25 protein-coding genes and 1 tRNA gene are annotated in these 25611 nt (G+C 62.1%); 18 read left to right on the top strand and 8 right to left on the bottom strand.

All coding sequences use genetic code 11. The features are described 5' to 3' along the window. The first annotated feature begins 13 nt into the window (after positions 1-13). From ACEWPJ_RS18175 to gcvPB, 3 genes are all read left to right on the top strand, one after another. Positions 14-1126 carry an ATP-NAD kinase family protein gene (locus ACEWPJ_RS18175; RefSeq protein ID WP_416514396.1) on the top strand — a complete coding sequence of 371 codons (1113 nt, stop codon included), beginning with the start codon at positions 14-16 and terminating at the stop codon, positions 1124-1126. Between the two features lie 74 nt (positions 1127-1200). Further along, on the top strand, positions 1201-2607 hold the full coding sequence (gene gcvPA / locus ACEWPJ_RS18170) for an aminomethyl-transferring glycine dehydrogenase subunit GcvPA (protein WP_416514394.1): 1407 nt from the start codon (positions 1201-1203) through the stop codon (positions 2605-2607). Then, a complete protein-coding gene (gene gcvPB, locus ACEWPJ_RS18165; RefSeq protein ID WP_416514393.1) occupies positions 2604-4166 on the top strand; it encodes an aminomethyl-transferring glycine dehydrogenase subunit GcvPB in 1563 nt (520 codons plus the stop codon). The genes gcvPA and gcvPB overlap by 4 nt, the downstream gene beginning before the upstream one ends. 21 nt (positions 4167-4187) lie before the next feature. On the opposite strand, the gene ACEWPJ_RS18160 is transcribed toward gcvPB, so the two are convergent. Beyond that, entirely contained in the window at positions 4188-5339 is a 1152-nt protein-coding gene (locus ACEWPJ_RS18160) for an NAD(P)/FAD-dependent oxidoreductase (RefSeq protein ID WP_416514392.1), read from the bottom strand. Between the two features lie 47 nt (positions 5340-5386). On the opposite strand from ACEWPJ_RS18160, the gene ACEWPJ_RS18155 reads away from it, so the two are divergent. Continuing rightward, positions 5387-6337, top strand: coding sequence for a dihydrodipicolinate synthase family protein (locus ACEWPJ_RS18155; RefSeq protein ID WP_416514391.1), 951 nt, complete (start codon positions 5387-5389; stop codon positions 6335-6337). 13 nt (positions 6338-6350) lie between these two features. Here the strand turns inward: ACEWPJ_RS18155 and ACEWPJ_RS18150 are convergent, their stop codons facing one another. Both ACEWPJ_RS18150 and ACEWPJ_RS18145 read right to left on the bottom strand, forming a co-directional pair. Then, the gene (locus tag ACEWPJ_RS18150) at positions 6351-7127 is read right to left on the bottom strand and encodes an SDR family NAD(P)-dependent oxidoreductase (protein WP_416514389.1); all 777 of its coding nucleotides are present in this window, start codon (positions 7125-7127) and stop codon (positions 6351-6353) included. A 3-nt stretch (positions 7128-7130) separates the two neighbouring features. Beyond that, entirely contained in the window at positions 7131-8231 is a 1101-nt protein-coding gene (locus ACEWPJ_RS18145; RefSeq protein ID WP_416514387.1) for an NADH:flavin oxidoreductase/NADH oxidase, read from the bottom strand. Positions 8232-8341: 110 nt separating this feature from the next. Here ACEWPJ_RS18145 and ACEWPJ_RS18140 point away from each other — a divergent pair, with 110 nt between their 5' ends. Next, positions 8342-9184 (top strand): sugar phosphate isomerase/epimerase family protein, encoded by an 843-nt coding sequence (locus tag ACEWPJ_RS18140; protein WP_416514386.1) that lies wholly within the window; start codon positions 8342-8344, stop codon positions 9182-9184. A 2-nt stretch (positions 9185-9186) separates the two neighbouring features. Here ACEWPJ_RS18140 and ACEWPJ_RS18135 read toward each other — a convergent pair whose 3' ends face one another. Next, the gene (locus tag ACEWPJ_RS18135; protein WP_416514384.1) at positions 9187-9945 is read right to left on the bottom strand and encodes an SDR family NAD(P)-dependent oxidoreductase; all 759 of its coding nucleotides are present in this window, start codon (positions 9943-9945) and stop codon (positions 9187-9189) included. Between the two features lie 91 nt (positions 9946-10036). On the opposite strand from ACEWPJ_RS18135, the gene ACEWPJ_RS18130 reads away from it, so the two are divergent. The 3 genes from ACEWPJ_RS18130 to ACEWPJ_RS18120 are packed head-to-tail and all read left to right on the top strand — an operon-like array spanning position 10037 to position 13752. Beyond that, entirely contained in the window at positions 10037-10984 is a 948-nt protein-coding gene (locus tag ACEWPJ_RS18130; RefSeq protein ID WP_416514382.1) for a 3-hydroxyacyl-CoA dehydrogenase NAD-binding domain-containing protein, read from the top strand. Continuing rightward, positions 10977-12641 (top strand): FAD-dependent oxidoreductase, encoded by a 1665-nt coding sequence (locus ACEWPJ_RS18125; protein ID WP_416514380.1) that lies wholly within the window; start codon positions 10977-10979, stop codon positions 12639-12641. The genes ACEWPJ_RS18130 and ACEWPJ_RS18125 overlap by 8 nt, the downstream gene beginning before the upstream one ends. Continuing rightward, on the top strand, positions 12628-13752 hold the full coding sequence (locus ACEWPJ_RS18120; RefSeq protein ID WP_416514378.1) for an NAD(P)/FAD-dependent oxidoreductase: 1125 nt from the start codon (positions 12628-12630) through the stop codon (positions 13750-13752). Before ACEWPJ_RS18125 ends, ACEWPJ_RS18120 begins: the two co-directional genes overlap by 14 nt. Positions 13753-13754: 2 nt before the next feature. Here ACEWPJ_RS18120 and ACEWPJ_RS18115 read toward each other — a convergent pair whose 3' ends face one another. Further along, on the bottom strand, positions 13755-14633 hold the full coding sequence (locus tag ACEWPJ_RS18115; RefSeq protein ID WP_416514376.1) for an IclR family transcriptional regulator domain-containing protein: 879 nt from the start codon (positions 14631-14633) through the stop codon (positions 13755-13757). 166 nt (positions 14634-14799) lie between these two features. On the opposite strand from ACEWPJ_RS18115, the gene ACEWPJ_RS18110 reads away from it, so the two are divergent. From ACEWPJ_RS18110 to ACEWPJ_RS18070, 9 genes are all read left to right on the top strand, one after another. Next, a complete protein-coding gene (locus ACEWPJ_RS18110; protein ID WP_416514374.1) occupies positions 14800-16134 on the top strand; it encodes an ABC transporter substrate-binding protein in 1335 nt (444 codons plus the stop codon). 65 nt (positions 16135-16199) lie between these two features. After that, positions 16200-17096 carry a carbohydrate ABC transporter permease gene (locus tag ACEWPJ_RS18105; RefSeq protein WP_416514372.1) on the top strand — a complete coding sequence of 299 codons (897 nt, stop codon included), beginning with the start codon at positions 16200-16202 and terminating at the stop codon, positions 17094-17096. Continuing rightward, positions 17093-17917 (top strand): carbohydrate ABC transporter permease, encoded by an 825-nt coding sequence (locus tag ACEWPJ_RS18100; RefSeq protein ID WP_416514370.1) that lies wholly within the window; start codon positions 17093-17095, stop codon positions 17915-17917. The genes ACEWPJ_RS18105 and ACEWPJ_RS18100 overlap by 4 nt, the downstream gene beginning before the upstream one ends. Positions 17918-17920: 3 nt before the next feature. Further along, the gene (locus tag ACEWPJ_RS18095) at positions 17921-19057 is read left to right on the top strand and encodes an ABC transporter ATP-binding protein (protein WP_416514368.1); all 1137 of its coding nucleotides are present in this window, start codon (positions 17921-17923) and stop codon (positions 19055-19057) included. After that, a complete protein-coding gene (locus ACEWPJ_RS18090) occupies positions 19054-19974 on the top strand; it encodes a dihydrodipicolinate synthase family protein (RefSeq protein WP_416514366.1) in 921 nt (306 codons plus the stop codon). The genes ACEWPJ_RS18095 and ACEWPJ_RS18090 overlap by 4 nt, the downstream gene beginning before the upstream one ends. A 28-nt stretch (positions 19975-20002) precedes the next feature. Further along, the gene (locus ACEWPJ_RS18085) at positions 20003-20785 is read left to right on the top strand and encodes an SDR family oxidoreductase (RefSeq protein WP_416514364.1); all 783 of its coding nucleotides are present in this window, start codon (positions 20003-20005) and stop codon (positions 20783-20785) included. Then, positions 20785-21486: an SDR family NAD(P)-dependent oxidoreductase gene (locus ACEWPJ_RS18080; protein ID WP_416514363.1), complete on the top strand. Its 702-nt coding sequence runs from the start codon at positions 20785-20787 to the stop codon at positions 21484-21486. The genes ACEWPJ_RS18085 and ACEWPJ_RS18080 overlap by 1 nt, the downstream gene beginning before the upstream one ends. Beyond that, positions 21483-22865 carry an aminotransferase class III-fold pyridoxal phosphate-dependent enzyme gene (locus tag ACEWPJ_RS18075; RefSeq protein ID WP_416514361.1) on the top strand — a complete coding sequence of 461 codons (1383 nt, stop codon included), beginning with the start codon at positions 21483-21485 and terminating at the stop codon, positions 22863-22865. Before ACEWPJ_RS18080 ends, ACEWPJ_RS18075 begins: the two co-directional genes overlap by 4 nt. Beyond that, positions 22862-23746, top strand: coding sequence for a polysaccharide deacetylase family protein (locus ACEWPJ_RS18070; protein ID WP_416514359.1), 885 nt, complete (start codon positions 22862-22864; stop codon positions 23744-23746). The genes ACEWPJ_RS18075 and ACEWPJ_RS18070 overlap by 4 nt, the downstream gene beginning before the upstream one ends. Positions 23747-23773: 27 nt before the next feature. On the opposite strand, the gene ACEWPJ_RS18065 is transcribed toward ACEWPJ_RS18070, so the two are convergent. After that, a tRNA-Trp gene (locus ACEWPJ_RS18065) sits at positions 23774-23849 on the bottom strand. Between the two features lie 153 nt (positions 23850-24002). Between ACEWPJ_RS18065 and ACEWPJ_RS18060 the strand changes: the two genes are divergently transcribed. Next, entirely contained in the window at positions 24003-24260 is a 258-nt protein-coding gene (locus ACEWPJ_RS18060) for a hypothetical protein (RefSeq protein WP_416514358.1), read from the top strand. On the opposite strand, the gene ACEWPJ_RS18055 is transcribed toward ACEWPJ_RS18060, so the two are convergent. Both ACEWPJ_RS18055 and ACEWPJ_RS18050 read right to left on the bottom strand, forming a co-directional pair. Further along, a complete protein-coding gene (locus ACEWPJ_RS18055; RefSeq protein ID WP_416514357.1) occupies positions 24237-25436 on the bottom strand; it encodes a hypothetical protein in 1200 nt (399 codons plus the stop codon). The two genes, ACEWPJ_RS18060 and ACEWPJ_RS18055, sit on opposite strands and share 24 nt — an antisense overlap. Before the next feature lie 101 nt (positions 25437-25537). Next, positions 25538-25611 (bottom strand): hypothetical protein (locus ACEWPJ_RS18050; RefSeq protein WP_416514434.1); only part of this gene is annotated, 74 nt, incomplete at its 5' end.

The raw sequence follows: 25611 nt of genomic DNA, 5'->3' as shown, positions 1-25611 counted from the left end.
CCGGAGCGACCCAATGCAGCTTGGCCTTATTGTCAATCCCGTCGCCGGGCTTGGCGGAGCGGTTGGCCTGAAAGGCACCGACGGCCCGGACACCGTGGCCGAAGCGTTGCGGCGGGGGGCTATTCCGTTGGCCGGACTGCGCACCCGCGCGGCGTTGGAGCGCCTTGCGGCGCGTGCGCCGGGAACTGCGATTGTGACCGCCCCGGGCCCGTTGGGGGCCGATTGGGTCGCTGGGTTGCCTCTCGAAATCAAGATCATCGATATTGGCGAGCCAAGCAGCACAGCCCGCGACACGCGCGAGGCCGTTGGCATGATGCGCGAGGTCGATCTTATGGTTTTCGCAGGCGGCGATGGCACGGCCCGCGATGTGGCGGCGGCGCTGCCTGCTGGCGTGCCGATGCTGGGGATACCGTGTGGGGTCAAGATGCATTCGGGCGTCTTCGCGATCTCGCCCGGCGCGGCTGGGGCGATGATGGCGGATGTGGCTTTGGAGGCGGAACGTGTCGCGTGGGACGACACCGCCGAAGTCATGGACATCGACGAAGAGGCGCTGCGCGAGGGCGTCATCGCCCCGCGTCTGTTCGGACTGGCCCGCGTGCCCGTCGCCCGCAATCTCATGCAGGCCGCGAAGGGTGGACCCCGGCAGGACGAAGCCGCTGCGCTGTCCTATGCCGCCGCTGCCATTGCACGCGGCATGGAGCCCGACACGCTCTATATAATCGGCCCCGGCACCAGCGCGGGCGCGGTCATGCTTGCGGCGGGGCACACCCCGACAACACTCGGCACAGACGCATTGCTTGATGGGAGGGTCGTCGCTCGGGACGCTGACGCCGCGACATTAGAAACGCTGGCGGCTGATCGCCAAGTGCATCTGGTCTTGGGCGTAACCGGCCAGCAGGGGTTCCTGCTGGGACGCGGCAACCAACAGATCAGCCACAGCTTGATTGCACAGGCGGGCCGTGAAGGGCTGATCGTGCTGGCGACCGAGGCCAAGCTTTCCGCCCTCGCCCAACCGCGCCTGTGGGTCGATACCGGTGATCCGACGCTGGACGCGGCCCTATCGGGTTTCATCCGGGTTCAGACCGGGGCGATGCGGCAGATGATGATGCGGATCGGGGAGAGTTGATTAGAATTGTGCGATATGCGAACTTTTGTGCAAAACATTGACCAAGACATAGAATCGCTGAAGGGAGCCCAGAAATGACGACCGACACCCGTGCCCATCCCTGGATGGCAAATGCGGCGCCCGGCGCGATCCAAGCCATGCTGGACGAGATTGGGGCGGCCTCAATCGCTGATGTGTTTGAGCAGATCCCAAGCGATCACTACCGCAAGGCTCCGCTTGATCTGCCGCCGACTCTGAACAGCGAAATCGACCTGAAACGCGACCTGATGGGCAAGCTTGGCAAGAACCTCAATTGCCAGGACAACATCAGCTTTCTGGGCGCGGGCGTCTGGCAGCACCACGTTCCCGCCATCGTCGACGAAATCGTCGGCCGGACAGAGTTCGCAACCAACGTCTGGGGCAGCTACCAGTCCGACCACGGGCGCAATCAGGCGTGGTTTGAATTTTCATCGCAACTGGGTGCGCTTCTGAACCTCGATGTCGTGCAACTGCCGGTCTATTCATGGGGCTGCGCGATTGGCCACGCGATCCGAATGGCGGCAAGGATGACGGGCCGCCGCAAGGTTCTGGTGCCGCTGCTGTCGGACCCTGAACGCCTGTCGGTAATCCGGACCTATTGCCAGCCGTCCGAGATGGAGAGCCATATCGAGGTGGTCACCGTTGCCGCCGACCCGACGACCGGGCAGCTTGATCTGGGCGACCTGAAAGCCAAGCTTAGCCCCGATGTCGCTGCGGTCTATTTTGAAAACCCGGCTTATCTCGGCACCATCGAGACCGGCGCGGCAGAAATCGCACGATTGGCCCGCGAGGCGGGCGCCGAAACCATCGTTGGCGTTGATCCCCTAAGCCTTGGCGTTTTGAAAGCACCGGGGGATTACGGGGCCGATATCGTCACCGGCCCGGTGCAGCCGTTGGGGGTGCATATGCAATGCGGTGGCGGCGTCGGCGGTTTCATCGCGTCGCGCGACGATCCGCGATACGTCCACGAATATAACGGGTTTCTCGTTTCAATCGCGGAAACGCAGACCCCTGGCCAGCACGGCTTCGGCCTCGCCTGTCCGCATCAGAATTCGTATGGATCGCGCGAGCATGGCAAGGATTGGACCGGGAATTCAACCTACCTCTGGGCCATCGCCGGTGCGGTTTACATGAGCCTTCTGGGGCCAGAGGGGTTTCGCGAGGTCGGGCATCTGATTGTCTCGCAAGCCCGCTATGCGGCGAAGCTTTTGGCCGACATTCCCGGCGTCAAAGTCGTCTGGCCGGGCACGACGTTCAAGGAATTCGTGGTTAACTTCGACGACACGGGCCGGACCGTGGCCGAGGTGAACGATGCTCTGCGCGAACGCGGTATTTTCGGCGGCAAGGATATCTCGGCCGAAAGCGGCAATCTGGGGCAATCCGCCCTGTTCTGCGTGACCGAAGTTCACAGCGCTGCCGATATTCGTCGGCTGGCCGATACGCTGAGGGAGGTTCTGCAATGACCCGTCTACCGCAGTTTCACGCCGCGAAATGGGACGAACCCGTTGTTATGGAAATGGGCCGCCCCGGTGCCCGTGGGCAGTTGTTTCCCGCCCCCGAAGCGGACGTGTCCAAAGCCGTTGGCGCTGACCTGATCCCCGGCGCAATGGCCCGCGACGACCGCCCGGAATTGCCCGAGATCACCGAATTTGAAGCGCAGCGCCATTACCTGCATCTAAGCCAGATGACGCTAGGCATGATGGGGGTCAGCCTGTTTGGCACCTGCACGATGAAATACAACTCCAAAACCGCCGAATACGCGACGCTCACCCCTGATCTGGCCGAAGTGCATCCGTATCAGCACCCCGACACCCTTCAGGGTGTGCTTGAGATCATCCACGATTTCGACTGTATCCTGCGCAGCCTTTCGGGGATGGATCAGTTCATCTTTCAGGCAGGCGGCGGGGCCGATGCGGCCTACACGATGACAGCCGTCGCCCGTGCCTATTGGTCCGATCGCGGTATGCTCGGCCAGCGAACCGAAATGGTCACGTCAGTGCAGGCGCATCCCTGTAATCCGGCTACGGCTGCTGCCGCTGGCTTTGACGTGGTAAACTTGCCGCTGGAGGATAACGGCTACCCCTCGCTCGACGCATTGAAGGCGGCGGTCAGCGACAAGACCGCGCTTATCATGGTCAACAATCCCGACGACATGGGCATCTACAACCCCGAGATCAAAGAATGGGTAAGGATCGCGAAGGACGCCGGGGCGCTATGCTTTTACGACCACGCGAACTTCAACGGCGTGATGGGCAAGCTGTCGGCGCGCGAATTGGGGTTCGATGCCTGCATGTTCATGCTGCACAAGACGTTTGGTGCCCCGAAAGCGGGCGGTGGCCCGGCTGTGGGTGCCTATGGCTGCACCGACGACCTTGCCCCCTACCTGCCCGCGCCGGTCGTCGTGAAGGAGGGCGCGCGTTACACCCTCGACGAAGATCGCCCCAAATCGTCGGGCAAGGTGCGTGAATTCTGGGGCAACGTGCCTCAGGTCGTCAAAGCTTACGCATGGGCCCGCGCGATGGGGGCTGAAGGGATTGAACTTGCGTCTGACATCTCGGTCGTGGCGAACAACTACATGGACAAGAAGCTGGGCGAGATTCCGGGCCTTGAAATCTCCAACCCCGACAACGGCAAGCACCGGATGGAAATGACGCGCTGGTCGCTCGGGTCGCTTTGCGAAGAAACCGGCATCGGCACCGTCGATTTCGCTAACCGGATGGCGGATTACGGCATTGACCCCTGGTGGATGAGCCATGAGCCATGGATCGTCGCCGAACCATTCACCCCCGAAGCTGGGGAGCTTTGGTCGAAAGAAGATATCGACCTGTGGATCGATGTCGTTGCCAAGATCGCGCGAGAAGCCCGCGAAACGCCAGAGCTTGTGAAGACTGCGCCGCACAACCAACCCGTGGCGCAGGTAAAAGGGGATGCGTTCGAAGATCCGGCGAAATGGTCGATGACGTGGCGCGCCTACAAGCGCAAGATCGCAGGCGACGGCAAATCCAACCGCGGCGCTGCCTAGGTCATGCAACCGGCCGCAGCCCTAATCCGCCAAAACCGAGATGCCCCCAAGCGGCACAGACGGCGCGCGACCCTGCACCAGATCGGCAGTGACCCGCGCGGTCATAGGCCCGGCGCTGAACCCCACCCATGGAAAAAGCGCAAGGAAAAAACCCGGCACGTCCGGCGCCTCGCCTATGATCGGGCGCCAGTCTTTCGTGCCGTTGACCCACGCCGTCCAACTTCGCACCGGTCGGGCTGCGGCCAGCACCGGGGCAACATCTGCGGCAATCGCCATGTTACGTGCGAAATTCACGGGGTCGGTCGCAAGGCTTCCGTCGCCTCGCACGGTAGCGGCCCAGCCGCCGCCGATCACGCAGCCGCCATTGGCGACCTGTTTCAGCGTCAGTTTTCCCGCTGCGGAATAGACCAGATGCGGGATCGTCGGGGCCACGGGTTCCGTGACCGTGACCTGCAACGGAAACCCGCCAAGTTCGACGTCGACGCCAACCATCGCCGCGACCTCTGCCGCTGCTGCCCCCGCGCAGTTCACGACACGGCCCGCCCGGATGCGCCCCCGGCTGGTGGTGACGTCAAAGCCGCCGTCGCGCCGTTCAATCGCCGTAACCCGCGCCTGACGTTCGATCACCACCCCGGCGAGCAATGCCGCCGAGGTCAGCGCAGGTGTCACCCGCAAGGGGTTGGCCTTACCTTCACGCGCGCAGAAGCCCGCGCCGATCACGGCTTCGGTCAGGTAGGGTGCAATGCTACGAACCTCTGCCGCGTCCAGAATGTCGGTTTGCACGCCGACGGAGGCCTCGATCTTCGCCTTCGCCTCAATCCGGCGCATCTGGTCGTCGGTCATCGCAACCACAAGGCCGCCGCCCAATTGAACGTCCAAATCCTCGCCAAGTTCGCCGGGCAAGCCCTGCCACATATCAATCGACGCGCTGATGAACCGCAGCGTCGGCGCATAGGCCCGCGCCCAGTCTTCGCCATAGGCTGCAAATTCGGGGTATTGGATCTGCAAATGCAGCGACCCAGCATTCGCGCCCGACGCCTGCGTGCCGATATCATCGCCCGCCTCGACCAGCGTGACCTCAACACCGTCGCGGGCCAGATACCACGCGGTCATCAGGCCAGCGATGCCGCCCCCGATCACAAGCGTATCAGTCGTGGTGCTGATTGGCGTCACGCAGCCACCCCTTTCGGCCCCAAGGCCGCATTTACAAGGACACTACCATGACCAAACCCTTCAGTGGCAGCTATACCGTCACCGTTACGCCCTTCACCCCCGGCGGGGCCGAGATTGATTACGAAGCGTGGCAAGGCTTTCTGGATTGGCAGGTGGAGTGCGGCGTGCCCGGCATCATCATCCTTGGCACGACGGGCGAATTTCTGACGATCAACGACGCCGAACGCGAAACCTTCGTAAAGGCGACCGTGGATCACGTCGCGGGCCGCATGGTGGTTATGGTCGGCACGATGAACGCCCACACGCCGACCGCCGTGCGATACTCGCGTCAGGCGCAGGATCTCGGCGCGGACGGGCTGATGATTATCCCGCCCTATTACTACACCCCAACCGAGGACGAGATTTTCAACTACTACCGCGCGATCTGCGAGGGCTGCGACTTGCCGATTATGCTTTACAACAACCCCTTTACGTCGAACGTCGACATGCCCGCGAAGTTGGTCGGCCACCTGACGAAAAGCTTTGAGCAGGTGCGGTATATCAAGGAAGCGTCCCAACGGATCGAACGCATCCACGCGATCCGCGTCGAAAGCGATGGCCTGATGAACGTCTGGGCCGGGCAGCAGGTGTTGGAAAGTTTCAAGATGGGCGCGAACGGCTATGTGAACCCCTATGGCAACTACATCCCCCGCGCCTCGGTCAAATTCGTCGACTGGGCGTATGAGGCGCGTTGGGATGATGTCTGGGCGGTGCAAAGCGTTATTCAGAAGTTTGATGCAATCATCACCGAGGGCCATCCGCTTTACGGACATCAGTGCTACTCCAAGGCGCTGGCGGCGGCGGCGGGGCATCCCGTGGGCGACGTGCGCCCGCCGATCACCACGTTTGAAAGCCTTGGGGCCGAGGGGCGCGAGCGCGTCGCCCGCATGGTGCCCTTGATGGAAGAGCTGCAGTCCGTGGTCGACGCGATCGAGGGCCGACAGGCCGCGGCGGAGTAACCTCACCACACGCTCATCTTATATAGGCAGCGCCGTTGACGTCGATTGTCGCCCCTGTCAGGTGGCGCGCGCGGCCTTCGGCCAGAAACGCGGCGAGTTCCCCGATGTCTGACGGCGGCACCCATTCAGCCATCGGCAGGGTCGCGGTCACGGCGTCCTCACCGCCCACCATCGCGGCGCTGTCGACGGACATCCGAGTGCGCACCACGCCGGGGGAGATGACATAAGCCAGAATGCCCTTATCGGCGTAGTTTCGGGCAACGGTTTTCGTCGCCGCAACAATGGCGGCCTTCGAAGCCGCGTAGGCAATCGCACCGGGGTTTGCAGTGCCGCGGCTGGCCGCCCAACTGCCGATCCCGATGATCGCGCCCGGTTGATCCGCGCCGACCCAATCGGCCACCGCATGGCGCAGCAAACGCGCGGGGGCGTAGACGTTGACGGCCATCGCCTCGGCCCAGACACGGTCCCAGTCTTCCAGCGGATCAAAGATGCCGCCGGTCTGCCGCATAATCCCGGCATTGTTGACCAGCACATCGATCCGGCTTTCCGGGGCGGCTTCTTTGGCCGCGTTCCAAAAACGATCCACCGCGCCCATGTCCGAAAAATCGGCTTGTATCAGGGTCGCCTGCCCCTCCGAAGCGCCCTCCACAGCCGCCTCAGCCCCGGCAAGGTCCGTGCCATAATGCGCGATCACCCGCGCCCCGCCCTTGACCATCGCAGCGGTAATCGCGGCGCCGATCCCCTTTGACGCGCCGGTCACGACGACGGTTTTTCCTGAAAGTGCGGGCATCGCCTAACTCCTCGTTACAAAGGGTTTCGCGCGAAGCGCGGGGTTGCAGCGGGCATGGGGCGCGGGCAGTGTGATTTCTTCGCCGAGTGCCACGGCGGCTTTCCATGCCCAGCGCGGATCCCACAGCATCCCGCGCGCCAGCGCGACCATGTCGGCCTGACCCGTGGACAAGATCGTTTCGGCCTGTATTGGATCGGTGATCTGACCCACGGCCATCGTCGGGATATCGGCCTCTCGCCGGATCGCTTCTGACATTCCCACCTGATAGCCGGGGCCGGTCGTAATCTTCTGGCGCTGATCCAAGCCGCCGCTGGTGACATCAACCATGTCACAGCCAAGCGCCCTAAGCGCGCGGCAGAATTCGATGGATTGCGGCATGTCCAAGCCGCCGTCGATCCAATCGGTGGCCGACAGACGCACCATGACGGGTTTATCGGCGGGAAAAGCGGCGCGCACAGCCTCGAACACTTCAAGCGGATAGCGCATCCGCGCCTCGGGGCTTCCGCCATAGGCATCGGTGCGCTGGTTAGTGATTGGCGAAAGAAACTGGTGCAGCAGATATCCGTGCCCAACGTGAAGCTCGATCAAATCGAAATCGGCCCGGTCGGCCCGCGTTGCCGCCTGGACGAACGCCTCTCGCACGCGATCCATCGCTGCGGCGTCCATGGCAACGGGAGGTGGCCACCCAGGCAGGTATTCGACGGCTGAGGGGGCCAGCGGTTCCCACGCGTCAGGGCCATCGATCAGGCCGCCGCCCTCCCACGGGGCGACGGTGCTGCCCTTGCGCCCGGAATGACCCAGCTGGATGCCAACGCGGCTGTCGCCCACCGACTTCATGAACGCGACGATCCGGGCGAACGCCGCCTCGGTCGCGTCATCGTAAAGCCCGGTGCATTGCGGTGTGATCCGGCCCTCCGGTTCAACCCCAGTGGATTCCACAAAGATCAGACCCGGCCCCGATTGCGCAAACTGGCCCAGATGCGCAAAGTGCCAATCCCCCACGACGCCGTCCGTGGCCGAGTATTGGCACATCGGCGACACCGTGATGCGGTTCGGGATCGTCAGGCCCCGCATGGCAATCGGGGTGAAAAGTGTGCTGGCCATCAACGACCCCTCATATTCCAATTGAACCGCGTCATTCGTGCGTTATACTAACTTTTGTGCGTAGAATGAACATGTCGGCGAACGCCTGACAAGTGAAAAGGACTCCCAGCATGACAAAGCTCGACGTGGCGGCAAGCACATTTCCGTTTCTTTATTCTCACGACGGATTGGGCGCGATGAAGCATCTTCGATCGCTTGGCTATAATCTGTTCGAGTTGATGATCTTTCCGCCGCATTGCTGGCCCCGCGAACTGTCGGCGGCTGATCGCAAAAGCTATGCAAGCTGGCTGAACGGCGAAGGCGCGCGGGTGACGTCGTTCTGCTATCCGCTTCTGGACAACAACCCGAACGGCGTCGACCGTTTGATGCGCGAATACACGCTGGATCGTTACCGAGAAGCGATTGATTTCGCAGCAGAATTATCCTGTCCCTACGTGGTCGCCATTCCCGGCCCGGTCAACAGCCTGATCAACCCGCCGCATCAATGGATGCTGGATTGGTTCGTTGAGGGCATGAAGCAACTGGTCGATCACGCGAAGGGAACAGGTGTGCAACTGCTGCTGGAAAACGTGCCGTTCACCTACCTACCCACGGCGCAGGATATGGTCGACACCGCCGCTCTGATCGGCCCCGAAGTGGGCGTGAATTTCGACATCTGCAACAGCGCCTTCATCAAGGAAGACCCTGCGGATGCGCTGCGCCTGCTGGGGGATCTGGTGAAGAACGTCCATATCTCGGATTCAGGCTATGACGATTTCAAGCACGAACGGCTGGGGACCGGGATCGTAGAGCCCGGCCCGGTCGCCAAAGCCTTGTCAGATATCGGGTATTCCGAAGTCACCGTGCTTGAGATTATCGCAGACGCCCTGCAACCCGACACCGATCCCGACGGCGACATTGTGGCCAGCCACGCAATCTTGGCCGAAAACGGTTGGGAACCGCTCGGCGGATAACGTCAGGCCAACCCGGCCTCAACCGGAAAGACCGTTCCCGTCATGCCCGACGACGCGTCGGAGGCGAGGAAATGCGCGACCTGCGCCACCTCAGCCTCGGTCGCCATCCGGCGCAGGGCGGTTTCGGTCGCCATGTCACCCAGCACCGCTTCGGGGTCCGGTCCGCCCTCAGCATGGCGCGCGGCAACGCGGCCAAGCAGGGCGTCCGTCGCAATAGGTCCGGGGGCCAGCGCATTGACCCGGACACCGCCTGGCCCGAGGTCCAGCGCAGCCGCCCGCATCACACCAATCACCGCGTGTTTTGAGGCGCTGTAAAGCACCTGCTTGGGATGCGCCTTGTAGCCGTTGATCGACGCCATCACGATGGCCGACCCGCCATCGCCTTGCGACAAGGTCGGGGCAAACGCCCCCAAACTCGCCGCGACACCCCAGACATTCACCGCCATGACGCCGTGCCATTCCTCGGCATCAAGCTCGCTCACCCCGCGCCAAGGCGGAACGACGCCCGCGTTCGCGACAAGGATATCGACCTTCCCAAGCCGCGCTGCCAGATCACCCATCACGTCTTGCGCCTCCGCCGCGCCCAAGTCGCACGCGACCGTGTTCCAACCCTCTGGCATCGCGTCCTGTTGCGGGTCTTGATCGACAATCGTGATCCCTGCACCCGACGCGGCGAGACGGTCAGCAATGGCGCGGCCAAGCCCGCGTGCACCGCCGGTGACGACCGCATGGCGGCCAGCAAGATCTTGTGCGAATGTCATGTTGCGCACTACCTTTCGAGGGTCTAAAACTTCGAGATACGTATAACGCACTTTTGTTCGTCATGTGAACTGTTTAACGAAAGGTCGACCCATGGGTGACGCTGCACCGTCAAACATCGTCATTCTGGGGGCGGGCATCATCGGCCAATCCCTCGCGGCGGTGTTCGCGGATGCGGGCTGGTCCGTGGCGCTGGCCGATCCCAACCCGGCGGCGCGGGAAGCCGTGCCGACTGGGCTGGAGGTGCAGCGCAACGCGATCCGGACGGCAGGCTTGTGGCAAGGCGGCGGCGGGGCCGTTCAGGTGTTGGCCGATGCAGGCGACGCTCTCAGCAACGCCGCAATGGTGCTTGAATGCGGGCCAGAGGATCTGGTGGCGAAAAAGGCGATATTTCGGGATTTGTTGGCTGGCACGTCGCCGGACGTGATCCTCGCCACGGCGTCCTCAGCAATCGTGATGTCGGACATCCTGCCTGATGCAACAGATCAAGCGCGATGTCTGGTCGCCCACCCGGTGAATCCCCCAGCCGTCCTCCGTGTAATCGAACTGGTGCCCGCGCCCGGCACACGGCCCGACATAACAAAGCGAAGTGCGGAGCTTTTCAGCGCTGCTGGTTTTCAAACCGTGATGCTTGCCCACGAAATCGAAGGTTTCGTCATGAACCGCCTACAAAGCGCAGTCTTGCGGGAGTCCTATCGCTTGGTAGACGAAGGCATCGCGAATGCCGAAGGGATCGACAAGATCATGCGCATGGCGCTTGGCCCACGCTGGGCGCTGTCGGGTCCGTTTGAAACGGCGGATTTGAATACGGCAGGCGGAATCGCCGCCCATGCCGCGCGGATGGGTCCGGCTTACAAACGGATTGGCGAGGCGCGGGGCGAAGCCGTCGATTGGCACGATGACCTGGTCAACCGCGTGACCGCGGAACGCCGTGCCGTTTGCGCCGAAGCTGATCTACCAAAGCGCGCCGCTTGGCGGGCCGGGGCTGTCGCGCAACTGGTGAAACTGCGCGACGCGCTGTGGCTGGGTGCCGATGTCTGATCGCACCCTCTCGTTCGACGGCGCACCCGTGCCGGTGCGCAAGGGGCAATCGCTCGCCTCGGCCCTGACCGAAGCGGGTCACAAGGCGTTTCGCGAAACCGCCGGATCGTCCAGGCGCGGTATCTTTTGCGGCATGGGCGTGTGTCAGGATTGCCTCGTGACTATCGACGGCACCCCGAATATGCGCGCCTGCATGACTCCAGCCCAAGCCGGGCAAGTGGTGGAAACACAGGTGGCCTTTGCGAAACTACAGCAGCCCCGCTCGACGGATGCGCCCGGCCCGGTGCGAAAGCTATCCCCCGATGTTCTAATCATCGGCGGCGGTGCGGGCGGCTTATCCGCCGCCATCGCCGCCCGACAAGCCGGGGCGGATGTTCTGATCCTCGACGAACGCAAAGTGCGCGGTGGGCAGTATTTCAAGCAAGCGGCGGACGGCCCGCCGCTGGATCGCCAGCAAGCGGACGGCGCGGCCCTGCTGGCCAAGGCTGAACGCTCCGGCGCTGAAATCCTCGACAGCACCGAAGTCTGGGGCGCGTTCGACGGGCCGTTGTTCCTCGGGACGCGCGAAGGGGCGGCGCTGGCGATCCGTCCAAAGACGGCAATCGTGGCCACAGGCGCGTATGAACGGCCTCGCATGGTGCCCGGTTGGACCCTTCCCGGAGTGATGACGACTGGCGCGGCCCAAACGCTTTGGCGCAGCTATCGCACGCTGCCGGGCGCGCGGGTTGCTGTTTGCGGTTCTGGCCCGCTGAACCTGCAAGTGGCGTTGGAGTTGGCTGAGGGCGGCGCAAAGGTTGCCTTCGTCGCAGAGGCGGCCTCAGCCCCGGCGACGAACCCCGTGCATCTGCTGGGCGCGGGCCTTGCCGATCCCGCGCTGACCTTTAAGGGTTGGAAAATGGTGCGTGGGTTGCGCAGGGCGGGCGTTCCGCTGCGCTACCGGACCGAACTAGTCGAGGTTACGGAATGCGACGACGGATTGGCGGTCACGACGCGCGGGCTGGACGGCCAAAAGACCGTCATCGTCGATGCCCTGTGCATGAATACCGGGTTTGAACCGCAGAACGAAATCCTACGCCTTCTCGGCGCAGACATGACCTATGACCCGGCTTTCGGACATTTGCGTTGCGACAGGTCCAAGACCTGCGAAACCAGCGTTTCCGGCCTGTTCGCTGTGGGCGATTGCGCAGGCTTGGGCGGCGCACCGGCAGCGATGGCCGAGGGTCGGATCGCGGGCGCGATGGCGGCGGCACAAGCCGGATATGGCGACGGACACGATACGTTTGCCGAACACCGCGCTCTTGCGCGGCATCGCCGGTTTCAGAAACACCTGTGGCAGTTGCACGCCATCGCCCCCAACACACTTGCCAACGCGCCGGATGAGGTCATCGTCTGCCGATGCGAGGAAATCACGCTCGGCCAAATCCGCGCCGGGCTGGAATCCGAACCAGGGCATGTCGGCACATTAAAACGCGCAACGCGGGTCGGGATGGGCCGCTGCCAAGGCCGTTATTGCGGTGCGGTCGCGGCGCGGATCATTGCAGAATCCACCGGTAAACCGATCGACGATCACAGCCATTTTGCCCCGCGCGTGCCGATCAAACCGGTTAGCATCGCCGCGATCCTCGCCGCCGAGGAGGCGCTGGATGACACGCCCTGACATCCTTGTCGTGGGCGGCGGTATTGTCGGTCAGGTCACTGCGATAACGCTGGCGCAGGAGGGTGCCGGGGTGACGATTGTCGATGCTGCACAGAACGCCGGATCAACCGCGAATGCGGGTAGCCTGCACGTGCAAATGCAAAGCCGTTTCATGCGACTTTACCCAGATCAGGTGCCGAATATCGAAGCGTCCCTTCCGCTTTATCGCGCCGCCGCCGCCGAATGGGCAACGCTTGACCAAACCCACGGGCCTTTCGATCTGGTGCGCAAGGGCGGGCTGATGCTGGCCGAAACCGCAGACCAACTGGCCTTTTTGGAACAGAAGGCGGAACGCGAGGCGCGGCAGGGGTTGGATGTCGAGATAATGAACCGCACAGCCCTCAACCGGATCGCGCCATGGTTGTCGCCGAACATCATCGGGGCGGAGCTGTGCCGCGACGAAGGCAAGCTGAACCCCCTCGCCGCAAATACCCGGTTGCGCAGCGCGGCGAAGGCGTTGGGGGTCCAGTTTGCGACCGACCACATTGCCGAAATCGAGACGACCGAAACCGGGATCACCGCCCACGGAGCCAACAGCACCTACAAAGCCGATCGTGTCGTGATCGCGGCGGCATGGGGCGCGGGTCGGCTGGCTGCCGGGCTTGGTGTGACGATACCGACCGCCGCCGAACCCCTGCACATGAACATCACTGAACCCTGCGCGACTGAGATCAACCACCTTGTCCAGCACGCCGAACGCTCCATCACGCTAAAGCAGTTTCACACCGGTCAGATCGTGATCGGCGGCGGCTGGCCCGCGCGGGATCGGGGGGAACGGACGCCGCCCGAAGTGCTCGCGCCATCATTGCTTGGAAACGTGGCGCTGGCGGCGCGGCTGGTTCCGGCAATCGGGGCGACGCGGGTGATCCGGACCTGGGCGGGGATAAACACAACAACAGACGGCGCGTCGATCATCGGGCATTTACCGGGTGCGGAGCGGGTGGTCATGGCGATACCCGGTGACGCGGGCTATACGCTTGGCCCACTGGTCGCCCGCATGGCGGCAGGCTGTGTTCTGGGAACAGACCCGCCCCACGACCCTGCCCCGTTCTGTCCGCGGCGGTTCGCCTGACCCTAGTGTTTCAACGCTTCTGAGATGTTTGCAACGGTCGCTTGCAGCTTTGGCAGCACTTCATCGACCATCTCTTTCGGTGTCATCCGCAGCAGCGGCACGCCGACGTTGATCGCGCCAACAAGCCCACCAGATGCGCTTCGCAGCGGAACCGCGATGGACATCAGGCCCTTCTCAAGCTCCTGATCCACCAATGACCAACCCTGTTCGCGCACGCGTTCCAGTTCCTTCCGAAACTCGTCCCGGTCGGTGATCGTCATGTCGGTTTTGCGGTCGAGCGTGATTTCCTTCAGCATGTCCGGCCAAACTTCAAGCGGTTGCGCTGCCAAAAGAACCCGTCCGTTCGCGGTGCAATGCGCAGGGTATCGCGCGCCGACAGAAATGCCGACGCTGATGATGCGGTGATACTGCGTGCCGCTGACGTAAACGACATCAAAGTTGTCAAGAACCGCACCGGAAACGGACTCGCGAAGCTCCTCGGACAGATGATCGATGAAGGGCCGTGCAACGTCCCACACCCCTTTGGAGGACAAGACAGAAAACCCAAGCTCCAACACTTGCGGCGTCAGATCGAACAGCTTTCCATCGGCGACGGCGTAACCCTCATGCACCAAAGTCAGCAAGATCCGACGCGCCCCGGCACGCGTATTCCCGGTTTCTGCGGCGACCTGCGATAAGGTCATTTTGCGCCCCGTCCGGTTGAAGGCACGCAGCACCTCAAGCCCGCGGGCGAGCGAGCTGACATAGTCGCGCGGGTTCAACCCTGAATTGTCGCTGTCGTCGTTCCAATCCGGTTTCGCCGTCATCAAGCCCGACTTCGAGGCAGGCTTGTCACCTGCCCCTTTCCGAGCATCGGATGTGTCATCGGTTTTCTGCGGCATCTGCAAAATCACTCGTTTGTGCACTCGATTCCGGGGCTTTTAGCACAGGCAATCGGGAATGCGCATCTAGGATGGACGAAAAAACACCCTTGCGCGACTCAGTCACCTCGTTGTTATATCGCACAAGAGTTCGCTATGTGAACATATTATGTCAGGGAGGCATTCAATGAAACGCTCAGCACTCAATTCTCAGGGATTTTCACGACGAAGCGCACTGAAGGGGCTTGCGGCAACGACCGCGATGGCTGCCGTTCCGTTCCGCGCCTCGGCGCAGGATGTCACATTGCGCTGGTGGTCGCCACAGGCCGCCCCCGCGCAGGTCGAGGCATACAACACGCAGATCGCAAATTTTGAGGCGGCCAATCCCGGCGTCAAAGTGGTGTTCGAAACCACGTCGGACGAAGGCTATGCCCCACAATTGGCGGCGGCGTTTTCATCCGGTGAGGTGCCGGATATCGTGACCCACCTGCCCTCTTTCGCAATCCAGTCCTATTATGCAAATGGGCTGGTCGAACCGTTCAACGACGTGATCGACGCCATCGGCGCGGATGACTTCTTTCCTGGCGCGAATGACGTCTTCAAAGCCGCCGACGGAAACTATGTCGGAACCGGCATCGGCAACTCCGCCGCGAACATGCTGTGGTTGCGGACGGATTTAATGGCCGAAGCCGGCGTCGACAAGGCGCCCGAAACCTGGGACGAACTGCGCGCCGCCTGTCAGGCGATGCAGAAAGACGGCATCTATGGCGCACCCCTGCCCTATGGCCGCAATTCGATGACCACGCTGATCTTTATCGGCTTCATCCATCAGGCCGGCGGTCAGGTCTTTGATACCGATCTGAACGTGGCGCTTGATAATCAGGGCACCCGCGATGCGCTTGAATTCTACACCGCCATGCGCGAACTCTGCCCGCCCGGCGCGACGAACTATAGCTGGGGCGAGGCGATTACCGCCTTCGTCAGCGGCGCGACCGCCACCGGCATCTACACAGGCCGCGTGCTTGGCAACGTCAATGCGCAGAACCCTGATATCGCGGACAGCGTGACCTGCACGACCTATCCGCGCATGTCGACCGACATCGCGCCGTGGACGTTCAACGACTTCCCCAGCGTCTTTATCCCGGCGCAGTCGCCGAACAAGGACGCCGCCAAGGCGTTTGCCGCGTCGCTGTTCAATCCCGACGGTTACATCCAACAGCTTCATGCTGCACCCGGCCACGTGCTGCCGGTTCTGCAATCGATCAACAACAACCCGGAGTATCAGGCAAACGCCATCATCCAGAAATACCCAGAAGAAGTCGAACTGATGGCGTCCTCAGCCGCTGGTGGGTTCAATCTGGGTTATGAATCTGCCGACCATCCGTCGAACGAAAAGGCGGGCGAGGTTGTCGGCTCTGGCGCGATTGCGGATATGGTGCAGCGGGTCGTGCTAAACGGCGAAGATGCGGATACCGTGATCGGAGAAACTGTCGCAACGATCGAAGGCATCATGAAAGGCTGACGCAAGTGACGGGGCGGCCCTGCCGATGTGGCCGGGGCCGCCGCCGACCCACCTGCGATCCCCCAATGTCAAAGACAAACCAGACCCTTTTAGAGCGCCAGTATTCACGGCTGGGCCTCTTGTTGATTGCGCCCACCGTCTTGGTGTTCTGCGCGGTCATCGTCTATCCGCTGGTGTCGGCCATCTACCTGTCTCTGTTTTCGATTTTCACCCCAACGCTCGAAGGCGAATGGGTGGGACTCAGCAACTATCGCACCCTTCTGGCCAGCGGAGAGTTCTGGACATCGCTGCGCACCAACCTGATCTGGACCGTCGGCACGCTGTCGCTGCAAATCATCTTTGGCGTCGGCATGGCGCTGGTGCTGCATCAGAACATCTGGTTCCGAAGCCTTGCCCGGTCGCTGATCCTGTTTCCCTACTTCATCTCGACCGTGGTGGCCGTTCTTGTCTGGAAGTGGCTGTTCAATGACCTTTACGGCATCCTCAACCACCTGATGATCAGCGCGGGCCTGATCGACTTTCCCATTGATTACCTCGGCTCGATGCCGAACGCGATGATCTCGGTCATTCTGGTCGGCGCGTGGAAGTATTTTCCCTTCGTCGTGATCGCCGTGCTGGCGCGTCTGCAAACCATCCCCGATCAATTGTATGAGGCCGCGCGGATCGACGGCGCCGGCCCCATCGCGCGGTTTTTTGACGTGACCTTGCCCCAGTTGCGCGAGGTTTTAGTGGTCATCATCATGCTACGCGCGATCTGGGATTTTAAAGAATTCGACCTGATCTTCCTGCTGACCGGTGGCGGGCCCGTGACCTCGACCCAAACACTGCCGCTGCTGGTCTACAAAGAGGCGTTCGCCCTCAACCAGATGGGCATGGCGTCGGCCTATGCGGTCATCATGATGCTGATCATGCTGGTCTTCATGATCCTCTACATCCGAAAAACCAAGGCGGAGGGGACATGAAATTACGCTCGGTCCTCTTCAACCTGATGGCGTGGTCGATCGTCCTGATGGTGGCGTTCCCGCTGTTCTGGATGGTGGTGACATCAGTCAAACCGCAGTCCGAACTGTTTCGCCGCCCGCCGACCATGCTGCCCGAAAGCTGGACGCTGGAACATTACTGGGGCCTTCTGAGCGACACGAATTTCCTGCGCTATTTCACCAACTCCGTCATCCTTTCGACCTCGACAACACTCGTCGTCATCACCATCGCGACGGTCGGCGCCTACAGCCTTGTGCGGTTCCGCTATCGGGGGCGCGAAAGCCTCGCCTTTTTGGTGCTGTTCACCTACCTCTTGCCGTCGGTGGTGCTGATCCTGCCGCTTTATCTGCTGCTGGTGCAGTTGGGCCTGTCAAACACCATCCTGTCGCTGGTGATCGCCTACACGACCTTCGCCCTGCCCTATGCGCTGTGGCTTCTGCGATCCTTCATGGAAGGCGTGCCGGAGGACTTGGAATCGGCAGCGCTGGTCGACGGCGCATCGCGGCTTGGCGCGTTCAAGGACGTGATCCTGCCGCAGCTGCTGCCGGGCATCATTTCGACCGCGCTGTTCACCTTCATCCTGTCGTGGAACGAATATCTCTACGCGCTGGTTCTGGTGAATTCTGACTCAGCGCGGCCGCTGACCACCGGGGTCATGAACATGCTGATTTCATCGTTCAATATCGAATGGTCCCTGCTGATGGCCGCCTCTGTTATGATGAGCGTGCCGCTGATTATCGTCTTCGCATTCCTGCAAAGCTATCTGACCCGCGGCTTCGGCGCGGGCAGTGTAAAAGGATAGTTCATGGCCGACGTGATCTTTTCAAAGGTGTGCAAAGACTTCGGCGCGTTTAACGCCGTCAAGGATCTGGATTTGGACATCCGGCAGGGTGAATTCGTGTCGCTGCTTGGCCCATCGGGTTGCGGCAAAACGACGACGCTGCGGATGCTGGCGGGGCTGGAATTTCCGACCTCGGGCGACATCAAGATTGGGGATCGGGTGGTTAATGACATTGCGCCGGGGGAACGGGACATCGCGATGGTGTTTCAGTCCTACGCGCTCTATCCGCACATGACCGTCGGCCAGAACATCGCCTACCCGCTGAAAAAGCGCGGCGTGCCCAAGGCAGAACGGGCCGAAATGGTCGCCAAAACCGCGGAAATGCTGCACCTGACCGAACTTCTTTCCCGCAAGCCTAAGCAGCTATCGGGTGGCCAGCAGCAACGCGTCGCCCTTGGTCGCGCACTGGTCCGCGACCCAAAAGTGTTCCTGCTGGATGAGCCTTTGTCGAACCTCGACGCCAAACTCCGCAGCTACATGCGGGCTGAGTTGGTCGAGCTTCACCAGCGTCTTGGCCGAACCATGGTCTACGTCACCCATGACCAGCTTGAGGCGATGACAATGTCCGACCGCATCGCGATTATGGAGGGTGGCGAGCTTCAGCAATTCGCGCCGCCGCAGGATGTTTACCGCGAACCGGCCAACCGCTTCGTCGCCGGTTTTATCGGCACGCCGGGAATGAACCTGATCGACGGAACGCTGTCCCAAACTGGCAGCGATTGGCAATTCGAGGCACCTGGCCTGCATATCCCTGCCCGCGGCCTTGGCCCGGCTGCACGCCCCGGCGCGGCGTGCCTTGGCGTGCGACCCGAGGATTTGCATCTGGGCGAGGGTCCGACTTCCGGCGTTGTTCAACTGGTCGAACAAACCGGCCACGAAAACATAGTCGTTGTTCGGATCGGTGACGACTTGCGGCTGACGGGCCGCGCCCCGGCCCACCAACTTTGGAAGTCGGGCGAAACGATCCAATGCGCGATCAACGCCGACATGGCGCATTACTTTGCGGATGGCCCGACGGGCGCGCGGCTCAACACTCCGCTCGACACGTCCGCCCCGTCCATCGCAGTGCCTGAGCAAAACTTGAAGGAGATTGCCCAATGAACCGTTCTTCAGTTTCTTGGGCGGGGCCGATGCCCGCCATCACCACTCCTTTCCGCGCGGATCATTCGATTGATGAGGATAGCTTTGCCGCGAATATCGACCGGCTGTTCGACGCCGGATCAAGCGGGGTCATCGCCGTCGGCTGCACTGGAGAGTTCTGGTCCCTAGCACTGGACGAACGCGCGCATCTCGCGGGACTGGCCGTCAAGGCGTGTGCCGGTCGCGGGCCTGCCATCATCGGGACCGGCAGCATCAGACCGGGCGACGTGATAGACCAGCTTCATGCAGCGAAAGAGGCGGGCGCGGACGGAGCACTGGTCATGCCCCCCTACTTTGCCCATCTGACCGAACTCGAACTCATCACGCATTTTGAGGTTGTGGACGCGAAAGCGCCGCTGCCCCTCGTGCTTTATAACATCCCCGGCAACGCCGGGAACGCGATCACACCAGCGCTGGCCGACCGTCTGGCGGACCTCGATAACGTCGTGGCGATAAAGGAAAGCAGTGGCGACTGGGGCAATTTTCACGCAACGCTGAACCGCGTGCGGGATCGTATCCGCGTGTTCTGTGGGCCGTCGTCGATGTTTGGCGTGCCCGCCGTGCTTGCCGGGGCCGACGGGCTGATCGACTGCTTCCCGAACGTCTGGACGCCGGGGTGCCTTGACCTCTGGACCCTCACCAAAGCGGGCCGGGTTGAGGAAGCATGGGCGCTTCAGCAAACCGGGATCGCGCTGACCGAATTGTTCACGACCGAGGGCCGCACGCTTTATCCGGCCACCAAGGCCGCGATGAATTATCTGGGCTTGCCGGGTGGCGGATCGCTTCGCCCTCCGCTGCAAGATTTGACAGGCCCGGCACATGACGGGTTGATTGCAGGGCTAAAACAACTGCTGCCCGCGCAAGTTAAGGTCGCTTAATCGCAACACGAAAAAAGGACGCCGCACGATGGATCTTGGGCTTACTGGAAAACGCGCAATCGTCACGGCGGCAAGCCGGGGATTGGGTCTGGCCACCGCACGTTCGCTGGCGGCGGAGGGGGTTCATATCACCATGAACGCCAGGTCGCCCGACGCGCTGGAAGAGGCCGCGAAAGGCGTCCGCGACGATTTCGGCGTTGAAGTCACGCCGGTCGCGGCGGATTTCACCACGGATGACGGACGCCGCGCGATACTCGACGCCGCCGGCGAGCCCGACATCCTCGTCAACAATCCCGGCGTGCGTCAGGTGCCAACACCTTATGCCGAAATCTCGCCCGAAGATTGGCGCTATTGGATGGAGGCGCATTTCCTATCGTCGATTGAGATGATCCAGGCCGTCGCCCCCGGAATGCAATCGCGCCGCTTTGGGCGGATCGTCAACATGTCCGTCAGCTTTATCAAATTCCCGCAGGTGGGCTTCGCGCACAGTCATTCCGCGCGATTGGCCCTGTCTGGTGCGACGGCCGCGATGGTGCGGGAACTAATGCCGCATAACGTCACGATCAACACGGTTTGTCCGGGGCTGTTCGACACCGATGCGCTGCACACGAACCTTCACGGGCACGCCAAACGCGGCAACACGACCTACGAAGCCATCGTGCAAGATCGCATCGACACATGCCCTGCAGGTCGCTTCGCCGACCCAAAGGAATGCGGCGATCTGATTGCCTATCTGTGCTCTGCCCAAGCGGGGTTCATGTCCGGCCAAAACATCGTCAATGACGGCGGCGTTTATCAGGGTCTTTTCTAGTGACGCGCGTTGTCATGGTGTCGGGCGGTGGGCGCGGCCTTGGCGCGGCGATCACCTCAAAGCTGCTGGCGGATGGCTGGGCGGTCTCACTCGGCCTCAGGGATCAGGCGCAGGCGGATCAGTTCGACGCGCCCGCTGATCGGCTGATAACAGCGCCGTTTGACGCGACCGACCCTGACAGCGCTGCAGCTTGGGTCGCGGCCACCCACGCGCAATTTGGCCGGATCGACGCGCTTGTGAACAACGCGGGCATCCTCAGGATGGTCGATTTCAACAAAGGAACCGAAGCTGATTTGGACGACCTCTGGGCGATCAACGTCAAGGCCCCGTTTCGTCTGATCCGGGCCGCGCTGCCGCACTTGAAGTCATCGGCCAAGGGCCGCGTGATCAACATCGCGTCGACCGACGGCAAACGCTTTCGCAAGGGAACGTCAATCGGCTATGCGATGACAAAACACGCCGTTCTGGCGCTGACCCAAGCCGTGCGGATGGAGGGCTGGGACGACGGCGTTCGTGCGACCGCGCTTTGCCCCGGCGCCATCGACACCGACCTGATCGCCGATATTCCCGGCGTCACCCCCAAAGCCGACCGCCTGACCCCCGAAACAGTAGCCGATATCGTCGCGTTCACTCTCGCCCTGCCCAATCAGGCCAGCGTGCCAGAGATTGTGACGAACACCCGGTTGGAAAGCCCGCTATGACACTCAACACTCCGATCAACGATGAACTCGCCGCGTGGGATCGCGATTGCCTGATGCACCCGACCACGCACACGGCGGCCCATGCGCGCGGCGACGTGCCGGGCCGTATTATCACCGGCGGAGAGGGTGTTTTTGTCGAGGATCGCGACGGCAACCGGTTTCTTGACGCCTTTGCCGCACTTTACTGCGTCAACGCTGGATACGGCCGCAAGGAAATCGCCGACGCGATGTCAGAGCAGACGCAAAAGCTCGCCTTCTTCCACGCTTTCGCGGGTCACGGCAATGAACCCGCGATTCGGCTGGCAAGGATGATCATGGATCGCGCACCGGATCACATGGCACGGGTCTATTTCGGCCTGTCCGGGTCCGACGCGAATGAAACCAACGTCAAGCTCGCGTGGCATTACAACGTGCTGCGCGGGAAACCCGAGAAACGCAAGATCATCAGCCGCTGGCGCGGGTATCATGGATCGGGGTTGGTGTCCGGGTCGCTCACCGGGCTTCAGGGCTACCACGCGCGGTTCAACCTGCCGCTTCCCGGTTTCCTCCACACCGACACCCCCTATTTCCTGCGCCGCCCAAGCCGCGACATGACAGAAGGCGACTTCACAGATCATCTGATTGACCGTCTGGAGGAAATGATCGAAGCCGAAGGACCGGACACCATCGCCGCCTTCATCGGAGAACCCGTAATGGGCACCGGCGGCATCGTGCCCCCACCCGAAGGCTATTGGACGCGCGTGCAGGAGGTTCTGGCCCATCACGACATTCTTCTGATCGCGGATGAAGTCGTGACCGGCTTTGGCCGGACCGGGCGGATATTCGGCAGCGAAACATACGACCTCAAACCCGATTTCATGACCACCGCCAAGGGGCTGACCTCGGCCTACGCGCCCTTGTCAGGCTCGATCATATCGCAGCGGGTGTTTGATGTGCTGTCGCAAGGCACCGACGATCATGGGCCGCTGTGCCACGGCTGGACCTACTCGGCCCACCCGGTTTGCGCCGCCGCCGGGGTGGCGACCCTGCAATTGATCGACGATCTCGGCCTGATCGAAAACGCTGCATCCGTCGGCCCCTATCTGCTGCAACGCTTGCAAGACGCCGTGGGCGATCACGCAAAAGTCGCCGAAATCCGGGGCATCGGATTGATGGCAGCGGTCGAGTTCATGGATGACCCCAACGCCGATGCGTGGTTCCCCGACATGACCGTCGGCCCCGCCGTTTCTGCCGCGATGCTGAAACGCGGCGTGATCGCCCGCGCGATGCCCGAAGGCAATATTGTCGGCTTCGCTCCGCCGTTATGCTTGTCTAAGGCCGAGGCGGATCAAGTGGCCGATGCGTTGCGCGCCGCGGTGCACGAGGTTTTGGGCGCATGAACCGCGACCGGCCCTGGGACACGCCAGAGGCCGAATGGCGCGCCGACGTCGCCCGCGTTCGCGCAGGACGGGCACTGAAACCCACTCACTGGCCCGGCGGCGCAACCTGCGCCTTTGCCCTATCCTTTGATTGCGACCACGAGACGTTTGAGATGGGCGCAGGCAAGGCCGCCATCGGTCGCCTTGCGTGGGGGGAATTCGGGCGGCGCGCTGGCGTGCCGCGTATCCTCGACGTGTTGGCCCGCCACGACGTAACCGCCAGTTTCTTTGTCCCGGCGGTGTCGGCCCTGATCGACCCTGACGCGCTGACCCCGATAACCCAAGGCGGCCACGAAATCGGCGTTCACGGCTGGATTCACGAAAACACATCGTTTCTTGACCGCGCGACGGAACGCGATCTGATGATCCGGTCCCGCGACACGCTGCGCGACATCACCGACACTGAACCCGTCGGGCACCGCGCAGCGAACTGGGATCTTAGCGCGCATACGGTTGAACTGGTGGCAGAGCTGGGCTTTGCCTATGACAGCTCAATGATGGCCGACGACTCATGCTATGAACTTCTGACCAATGGCTCACCCACCGGCGTCGTCGAAATTCCGGTCGACTGGGTCCGTGACGACGCGGTCTACCTACTGTTCAACCGCGATCCCCCGACCCGCCCGTGGACGCCACCCGAAGCGGTCTTCGATATTTTCAGACGCGAATTCGACGCGGCCTTTGACGAAGGTGGGGTGTGCCAACTGGTCTTTCACCCGTTTGTCATCGGTTACCGGTCGCGCATCTGGATACTCGACCAACTGATCCAGCACGCCAAATCTCGGGGGCCGGTCTGGTTTCCAACCCACGCGGCGCTTGCCGAATGGGTGCGGAACAACTGATGTTGGTGGATTTTCCGATCAAGCGGCTGGCAGGGGTTGAGGGACTCGAACCCACGACCCTCGGTTTTGGAGACCGATGCTCTACCAACTGAGCTAAACCCCTAAGCCGATCTGGGGATTACGGCACCCGCAGCGTGGAATCAAGAGTGGTTTTGGGCTGATCTCAAAAATACCTGCCGCAACAAAACGTGAGCGACCTTGTAATGTAAGGGCCCGCGAACCGTGATATGGAAGAGCAAGACAAGAGGAGAGCACAATGAAAATCCTTGCCGCAACAGCAATGGCCATCAGCCTGCTAGGGTCGGTGCCTGCGCAGGCCGACAACGCACATCTTGACCGCTCCGTCGCGCAAGCGCTGCGGGAACATCGTATTGATGTCGATGTCTCGACCCTGACGACACATCAGAAGGTGGAAATCTACCTGCTGGCCAATTCGAAAAAGGGCGATACGGGCACTCGTGTTCAGATGATGTCAGCGCTTGGCCAGGGGCTATTCTCCAGGGTTCTGCGTTAGCCTGCCGCCCGACGGCGGCATATTCCACCACAACGGCAACTCCATCACCGCGCCGGGAAAATCGTCACCAAATTCGGGGTAGCCGTTCAGCGGGCGAAAGCCGACGACGACGTTTACGATCAGCAGAAGAACAATCGCTTGCTGGGTGAAGACGCTCCGCAGCTTTACCCGTGCAGACTCATCAATCAGCAGCACCACCGCGATCACCAGAAACGCATGCAGGATCGCCACGCCAAGCAGGCGCGACACGTCGAACGCGACCAGCAACAGGGATAACGGCCCCAGCCCCGCCGCGACCAGCGCCAAGCGGTCCAACATCGGGCGATGCGAGATCAGGCGAGCCGCCGCAACCAGCAGCCAAAGCGTGATCGCGACCCCGATCCAACTGATGTAGATAAGCTCGAACCGGTAGAGGTCCGATCCCCACACACTGTCATAGGCCGGTTCCATCCCCGGCCCGTAGGACATCACGGCCTCGACCGCGCCTTTCCGTGTCGGAAAATCCAGCGCGCGATCGGTAACGGTTGCGAAGACCGTGTCATAGGACTCCGCCGCATCCGGTGACAAAAGGAACAATGCCGTCAGCACCGCGGCGGTCAGCGCGACCGGCAGGGCGCCCAGCGCGATGCGGGACGCAACGGGCAACTCATCCCGCGACAGGAACAATTGCAGCCCCACCAGCAATGCGAAGGTTGGCAGCATGATGTCGTGGATCAGGACACCCACTATGCACAAAACGCATTTCGCGATCAGCGGCAGGGCGCCCCTGACCGGCAGGATCAACGCCGCGACCCCGACGAGCGCCAAGGCGCCCTCAAGATAACCCGTGTTGCAGAGGAAGGTGACCATGCCGACCGACGTGACAAAGACCAGTAGCACCTCCGCCCCGCCGTCCAACCGCGCTAAGGCGCGGGCCATAAACAGCACCATCGCCGCCGCTCCCGATAAGGTCAGCACCGCGGCCAAGGCAAAGATCGTCGACTGCATCAGCCCCGATTCGAAAACCCACGCAAGACCCTGCCCGATCAGGCTGCGCCGAACCGTTCCGACATCGTAGGAAAGCAAGAACTGCGTGTGCGCCCAAAGGTTCGGCGGGCGCATCTTGGTCAGCGCCATTAGCGTAAACACGAAAAGCGCGATAGGCAGCGCCGAATGCCGAAGGGAAATATTGAACATAGGGGTCGTCAGGCAAAAAAACGGGCGGCGCACAAACGCCGCCCTTACACATTCAGGTTTTTCGCGCGCGGCCCCCTCAGGAGCCGCGCCTTAACTCGTTTTTACTCGTGGATTTTGGACACAACGCCGGATCCGACGGTGCGGCCGCCTTCGCGGATGGCGAAGCGCAGCTTTT

The sequence above is a fragment of the Aliiroseovarius sp. YM-037 genome (assembly GCF_048060095.1).
In the GTDB taxonomy this organism is placed as follows: Bacteria; Pseudomonadota; Alphaproteobacteria; order Rhodobacterales; family Rhodobacteraceae; genus JBLUOA01.
This window is presented reverse-complemented; position numbering and strand designations above follow the sequence as displayed.

What these genes read in the sequence shown, in the direction of transcription:
- ACEWPJ_RS18175 (WP_416514396.1), top strand. Translation starts at nt 14, where the DNA reads ATGCAGCTTGGCCTTATTGTCAATCCCGTCGCCGGGCTTGGCGGAGCG.
- gcvPA (WP_416514394.1), top strand. Translation starts at nt 1,201, where the DNA reads ATGACGACCGACACCCGTGCCCATCCCTGGATGGCAAATGCGGCGCCC.
- gcvPB (WP_416514393.1), top strand. Translation starts at nt 2,604, where the DNA reads ATGACCCGTCTACCGCAGTTTCACGCCGCGAAATGGGACGAACCCGTT.
- ACEWPJ_RS18155 (WP_416514391.1), top strand. Translation starts at nt 5,387, where the DNA reads ATGACCAAACCCTTCAGTGGCAGCTATACCGTCACCGTTACGCCCTTC.
- ACEWPJ_RS18150 (WP_416514389.1), bottom strand. Translation starts at nt 7,127, where the DNA reads ATGCCCGCACTTTCAGGAAAAACCGTCGTCGTGACCGGCGCGTCAAAG.
- ACEWPJ_RS18145 (WP_416514387.1), bottom strand. Translation starts at nt 8,231, where the DNA reads ATGGCCAGCACACTTTTCACCCCGATTGCCATGCGGGGCCTGACGATC.
- ACEWPJ_RS18140 (WP_416514386.1), top strand. Translation starts at nt 8,342, where the DNA reads ATGACAAAGCTCGACGTGGCGGCAAGCACATTTCCGTTTCTTTATTCT.
- ACEWPJ_RS18135 (WP_416514384.1), bottom strand. Translation starts at nt 9,945, where the DNA reads ATGACATTCGCACAAGATCTTGCTGGCCGCCATGCGGTCGTCACCGGC.
- ACEWPJ_RS18130 (WP_416514382.1), top strand. Translation starts at nt 10,037, where the DNA reads ATGGGTGACGCTGCACCGTCAAACATCGTCATTCTGGGGGCGGGCATC.
- ACEWPJ_RS18125 (WP_416514380.1), top strand. Translation starts at nt 10,977, where the DNA reads ATGTCTGATCGCACCCTCTCGTTCGACGGCGCACCCGTGCCGGTGCGC.
- ACEWPJ_RS18120 (WP_416514378.1), top strand. Translation starts at nt 12,628, where the DNA reads ATGACACGCCCTGACATCCTTGTCGTGGGCGGCGGTATTGTCGGTCAG.
- ACEWPJ_RS18115 (WP_416514376.1), bottom strand. Translation starts at nt 14,633, where the DNA reads ATGCCGCAGAAAACCGATGACACATCCGATGCTCGGAAAGGGGCAGGT.
- ACEWPJ_RS18110 (WP_416514374.1), top strand. Translation starts at nt 14,800, where the DNA reads ATGAAACGCTCAGCACTCAATTCTCAGGGATTTTCACGACGAAGCGCA.
- ACEWPJ_RS18105 (WP_416514372.1), top strand. Translation starts at nt 16,200, where the DNA reads ATGTCAAAGACAAACCAGACCCTTTTAGAGCGCCAGTATTCACGGCTG.
- ACEWPJ_RS18100 (WP_416514370.1), top strand. Translation starts at nt 17,093, where the DNA reads ATGAAATTACGCTCGGTCCTCTTCAACCTGATGGCGTGGTCGATCGTC.
- ACEWPJ_RS18095 (WP_416514368.1), top strand. Translation starts at nt 17,921, where the DNA reads ATGGCCGACGTGATCTTTTCAAAGGTGTGCAAAGACTTCGGCGCGTTT.
- ACEWPJ_RS18090 (WP_416514366.1), top strand. Translation starts at nt 19,054, where the DNA reads ATGAACCGTTCTTCAGTTTCTTGGGCGGGGCCGATGCCCGCCATCACC.
- ACEWPJ_RS18085 (WP_416514364.1), top strand. Translation starts at nt 20,003, where the DNA reads ATGGATCTTGGGCTTACTGGAAAACGCGCAATCGTCACGGCGGCAAGC.
- ACEWPJ_RS18075 (WP_416514361.1), top strand. Translation starts at nt 21,483, where the DNA reads ATGACACTCAACACTCCGATCAACGATGAACTCGCCGCGTGGGATCGC.
- ACEWPJ_RS18070 (WP_416514359.1), top strand. Translation starts at nt 22,862, where the DNA reads ATGAACCGCGACCGGCCCTGGGACACGCCAGAGGCCGAATGGCGCGCC.
- ACEWPJ_RS18060 (WP_416514358.1), top strand. Translation starts at nt 24,003, where the DNA reads ATGAAAATCCTTGCCGCAACAGCAATGGCCATCAGCCTGCTAGGGTCG.
- ACEWPJ_RS18055 (WP_416514357.1), bottom strand. Translation starts at nt 25,436, where the DNA reads ATGTTCAATATTTCCCTTCGGCATTCGGCGCTGCCTATCGCGCTTTTC.